The sequence below is a fragment of the Variovorax sp. 20P10.2.4 genome (assembly GCF_058244205.1).
Window position 1 is genome coordinate 1 of record NZ_JBZAYE010000556.1, and the last position, 4,792, is coordinate 4,792.

Here is a 4,792-nt window from a genome sequence, read left to right on the forward strand (position 1 = left end):
TGGGCAGCGGTTCGAGCCGCGCCTTCAGCCTCACGCCGGGCCTGAGCTGGCCCGCGCTGCGGCTGGGTTCGGTGCGCGCCCAACTGCGCGGCGCGCAGGCCCGCGCGCAGGGCGAACGCGCGGCCTACGAGCAGACCGTGCTGCGCGCCATCGAGGACGTGGAGAACGCCCTCACCGGCTACGGCCAGAACCAGCAGCGGCTGCAAAGCCTGGTGGTGGCCTCGGAACAGAGCGCGCGCGCGGCCGAGCTGGCCGAGGTGCGCTACCGCGAAGGCGCCGCGCCCTACCTGTCGGTGCTCGATGCGCAGCGCACGCTGCTGCGCGCGCAGGATGCGGTGGCCGAGGCCGAGACCGCTTCGTACACCAGCCTGGTCGCGCTCTACAAGGCCGTGGGCGGCGGATGGCAGGCACCCGATGCCCCGACCGCGGGCCGCGACGAGGGCGCGGCCAAGGGGCTTTCGGGCGTTTCTGCGAAGGACGCCCCAAGCACCTGACAATGCACGGGTTGCCGCCTTTCCGTTCCGCTCCCCACGAAGACCGCGCCATGTCCGCCAACGACACCGCCGACGCCAAGCCCGCCTGGACCCCGCACCAGCCGGCCGACCGCATCCTCTCGACGCTCAAGACCCGCGGCGCGCTCGGCATTCCCGACATCGCCAAGGTGCTGCAGGTCACGGTGGAGGCGGTGCGCCAGCAGATGGCCAAGCTGCAGGCCGAGGGCCTGGTCGACGCCGAGAGCCGCAGCGCCGGGCGCGGCCGGCCGACGCAGATCTGGCGGCTCACGGCCTCGGGCCACGCGCGCTTTCCCGACACGCATGCCGAGATGACGGTGCAGATGATCAGCGCCGTGATCCAGGTGTTCGGCGAGAAGGGCATGGACCAGCTGATCGGCGCGCGCGAGGAGACCATGCGCAGCACCTACCGCGAAGCGCTGCGCGGCGCGCGCGGCATCGGCGCGCGGCTGGAGCGGCTGGCCGAGGTGCGCAGCCGCGAGGGCTACATGGCCGAGTACCGCCCCGACGACGAGGGCGAGGGCTTCCTCTTCATCGAGAACCATTGCCCGATCTGCACCGCGGCGCGCGCCTGCACGGGCTTCTGCCGCAGCGAGCTGCAGCTCTTCGACGAGGTGCTCGGGCCCGACGTGAGCGTGAGCCGCGTCGAGCACGTGCTCGCGGGCGCGCGGCGCTGCGCCTACCGCGTCGTTCCCAAGGCCGGCGACAAGACCCGCATCAAGCCAGGCAAGGGCGCCGACTGAGCGTCCCCGCCTCTTTTTCTTTTTATCAACCAGAAGGACCCCACGATGGAACACACCCTGCCTCCCCTGCCCTACGCCCTCGACGCGCTGGCGCCCGAGTACTCGAAGGAGACCCTCGAGTACCACTACGGCAAGCACCACAACGCCTATGTGGTGAACCTCAACAACCTGCAGAAGGGCACCGAGTTCGAGTCGCTCACGCTCGAAGAGATCATCAAGAAGTCCAGCGGCGGCATCTACAACAACTCGGCCCAGATCTGGAACCACACCTTCTTCTGGAACTGCATGAAGCCCCAAGGCGGCGGCGCTCCCAGCGGCGCGCTGGCCAAGGCCATCGATGCCAAGTGGGGCAGCTTCGACGCTTTCAAGGAAGCCTTCGTGAAGTCGGCCGTGGGCAACTTCGGCTCGGGCTGGACCTGGCTGGTGAAGAAGCCCGAGGGCAGCGTGGACATCGTGAACACCGGCGCCGCCGGCACGCCGCTGACGACCGCCGACACGGCGCTCTTGACGGTCGACGTCTGGGAACACGCCTACTACATCGACTACCGCAACCTGCGTCCCAAGTTCGTCGAGACCTTCCTGGCCAAGCTGGTCAACTGGGACTTCGCCGAAAAGAACTTCGGCTGATCGACCCCGGGGTCGATCGGGTTCGGGGCGTGCCCGCGAGGGGCCCCGAACCCCTGCTTCAGCGCCGCGAAGCCACGCTGCGCGCCAGCAGGCAGAGGATCTCGTACATCAGCGTGGCGCCCAGCAGCGCGGTGCTGCCCGAGGGGTCGTAGGGCGGCGACACCTCGACCACGTCCCCGCCCACGAAGTCCAGCCCGTCGAGGCCGCGCAGCAGGCCCAGCGTCTCGCGCGTGGTCATGCCGCCGATCTCGGGCGTGCCGGTGCCCGGCGCGAACACCGGGTCCAGGCCATCGACATCGAGCGACAGGTAAGTGGGCCCATCGCCGACGACGCGCCGCGCCTCCTGCACGATCGCCTCGACGCCCCTGGCCTCGAACTCCTCGATGAAGACCACGCGCATGCCGCTGTCGAGCGAATAGCGCCAGCCCTGGTCGGAATTCTGCGCGCCGCGGATGCCGATCTGGATGGTGCGCTTCGGGTCGAGCAGCCCGGCCTCGACCGCGCGGCGGAACGGCGAGCCATGGCTGAACTTGGAACCGAGGAAGTCGTCCCAGGTGTCGGTGTGCGCATCGATGTGCACCATGCCGAGCGGCCGGCGCGGCTGCATCGCCTGGAACACCGGGAAGGTGATCGAGTGGTCGCCGCCCGCGGCCAGCACCGTCTTGCCGGCCGCGAACAGGGGTTCGAAGAAGCGGCGGATGTCCTCGTGCGAGCGCTCGAGGTGGAACACGTCGGTGAACGGCACGTCACCCACGTCGGCCACGCGGCAGGCCTCGAAGGGATTGAAGCCGGTGACGTGGTGGATGGCGCGCGTCATCGACGACATGTTGCGGATCTCGCGCGGACCGTAGCGCGCGCCGGGACGCGCCGTCACGCCGCCATCGAAGGGCACGCCGGCCAGGGCGATGTCGAAGTCCTCGAGGCGCTGCGCGAAGGGCACGCGCATGAAGGTCGGGATGCCGCTGTAGCGCGGCAGCGTCTGCATGGCGGTGTCTGTGTGCATGGCAGGCAGGGGGTTCAGAACGTGGCCGGGGTGTTGGTCCACAGCACCCGGGTCTGGGTCTTGCCGGGATTGCGGTAGCTGTGCGGCACGTCGCTGGAGAAATAGAAGGAGTCGCCGGCCGACAGCCGGTAGACCTCGTCGCCCAGGCGCAGCTCGAACTCGCCCTCGATCACGTAGCCCATCTCCTCGCCGACGTGCGCGATCTGCTCCAGGCTCTCGGCCTTGGGCTCGAGCACGTGGATGTCGGCCTGCAGCAACTGGCCGCGGATCGGCACGATCACGCGCTCGAGCTTCACGCCGCGCTTCTTGCCGCGCAGGCCGGTGAACTCGATCACGGGGCGTTCGGCGGCGCGCGTCACCGGCGACATGGGCGGCGCGAACGAGGCCGTGAGCTCGGCGACGTTGGTGTCGAGCGCACGCGCGAGGCGGTGCAGGTTGGCCAGCGAGGGCATGACCTGGCCGCGCTCCACGCGCGACAGCAGGCTTTCGGAACAGCCGGCGGCATCGGCGAGCGCCTTCAGCGTGAGACTTCGCACCATGCGCGCATGCTTGAGCCGCGGGCCCAGCGCCGACAGCGCGAGGTCCGGGTCTGCGTCCACCGGTGCCGGCGAGGCGGCGGCAGCGGCGGGAATGGCGGTGGTCTTCTTGGCAGTGCGCATGGCGTCGAGTCGTCAGTGGGCCGGCGGCGCGCCGGGAAGCTCAGGCATCCGCCAGCACGGTGAAGTGCACTTCGACCGGGCGGTTGTCGTTGATGGGAACGATGTCCTGCGGGCAGGCCGACATGACGACCACGCAGTCCATCTCGGCGCGCAGATCCACATGGTCGCCGGCCTTGGAGACGGGCGGCAGCCAGTCTACGCCGCCGCCCGGGCCCACCGGGATGTTCATCCACAGGTTGAGCGGCTGCGGCACCTCGCGCGCGCGCAAGCCGATGGCCTTGAGCGCCATGCGCATGTTGTCGGCGCAGTTGTCGTGGTACTCGGTCACGCCGAGGTTCTGGTAGCGGTAGGCGTCGCAGGCGGCCATGAGCGTGTCGTGCACGCCGGGCGAGGTGTCGGCCACGAGCGTCATGATGGGACGGCGGCGGTTGGTGGCGAGCGGATCGCCGGCCTTGGGCATGATGCGGTCGATGACCGCGCGCGCATGCTCCATCGACATGAACTCGCTGAGGTCGTCGGCCTTGAAGGCCCAGAAGTCGCACACCTGGCTGCCGTGCGTGTTGATGACGCGGATCACCTGGCCCTTGGCGAGCCGCACGGCGCGGCCGTTGCGCGCGGGCACTTCGTAGCGCTTGCCGAGTTCGGGCGTGCCGTCGGCCGACACGGGCTCGCGCAGCGTGCGGTTGGCGCCGACGGGTTCGCCGTTGTCGGCCACGTGGGCGTGCGCGTGGGTGTCCGTGTGGGAAGAGGAAGTGGCTTGGTCGTCCATGGTCTGGCTAGTCCTTTGAGGCTTCGGGAGGGGTGGAGGAAACGAGCGGCCCGGCCAGCCGCGCGAGGCACCAGGCCAGGGCGCGCGTGCAGGCCGCGAGGTCGTCGATGGGGGTGTCTTCGTCGGGGTGGTGGCTCACGCCGCCACGGCTGGGCGCGAACAGCATCGCGCTGGGGCAGAAGCCGGCCAGCGGCATGGCGTCGTGGAAGGCGCCCGACAGCATCTCGCGGTGGCTCAGTTGCAGCGCAGCGCAGGCCTCGCGCGCCAGGCCCGCGAGCGCGGCGTCGAAGCGCACGGTGGGCTTGTCCTGCAGCACCTCGAGCTGGCCGCCGGCCGGCAGCGCCGCATCGACGAGCGCGCGCACCGCGTCGAGCGCGGCGGCCTCGGGATGGCGCGCATCGACGGTGAAGACGACGCGCTCGGCAATGGTGTTGATCGACCCGGGGCTGCACTCCCAGCGGCCGATGGTGAGGCGCAGC

7 protein-coding genes are annotated in these 4,792 nt (G+C 70.2%); 3 read left to right on the top strand and 4 right to left on the bottom strand.

The genetic code is table 11. The features are described 5' to 3' along the window. From AC27VN_RS32820 to AC27VN_RS32830, 3 genes are all read left to right on the top strand, one after another. A partial coding sequence (locus AC27VN_RS32820) for a TolC family protein (RefSeq protein WP_490879273.1) occupies positions 1-494 on the top strand: 494 nt, incomplete at its 5' end. A gap of 50 nt (positions 495-544) precedes the next feature. Next, positions 545-1,255, top strand: coding sequence for a helix-turn-helix transcriptional regulator (locus AC27VN_RS32825; protein WP_490879274.1), 711 nt, complete (start codon positions 545-547; stop codon positions 1,253-1,255). 45 nt (positions 1,256-1,300) lie between these two features. Further along, positions 1,301-1,882, top strand: a complete 582-nt coding sequence (locus AC27VN_RS32830; protein ID WP_490879275.1) for a superoxide dismutase — start codon at positions 1,301-1,303, stop codon at positions 1,880-1,882. Positions 1,883-1,940: 58 nt separating this feature from the next. Here AC27VN_RS32830 and speB read toward each other — a convergent pair whose 3' ends face one another. From speB to AC27VN_RS32850, 4 genes are all read right to left on the bottom strand, one after another. After that, positions 1,941-2,885, bottom strand: a complete 945-nt coding sequence (speB, locus tag AC27VN_RS32835) for an agmatinase (RefSeq protein WP_490879276.1) — start codon at positions 2,883-2,885, stop codon at positions 1,941-1,943. A gap of 14 nt (positions 2,886-2,899) precedes the next feature. After that, positions 2,900-3,544: a cupin domain-containing protein gene (locus tag AC27VN_RS32840; RefSeq protein WP_490879277.1), complete on the bottom strand. Its 645-nt coding sequence runs from the start codon at positions 3,542-3,544 to the stop codon at positions 2,900-2,902. A 40-nt stretch (positions 3,545-3,584) separates the two neighbouring features. Continuing rightward, positions 3,585-4,313, bottom strand: a complete 729-nt coding sequence (locus AC27VN_RS32845) for a DUF1989 domain-containing protein (protein WP_490879278.1) — start codon at positions 4,311-4,313, stop codon at positions 3,585-3,587. Positions 4,314-4,320: 7 nt separating this feature from the next. Beyond that, a partial coding sequence (locus AC27VN_RS32850; RefSeq protein WP_490879279.1) for a M20/M25/M40 family metallo-hydrolase occupies positions 4,321-4,792 on the bottom strand: 472 nt, incomplete at its 5' end.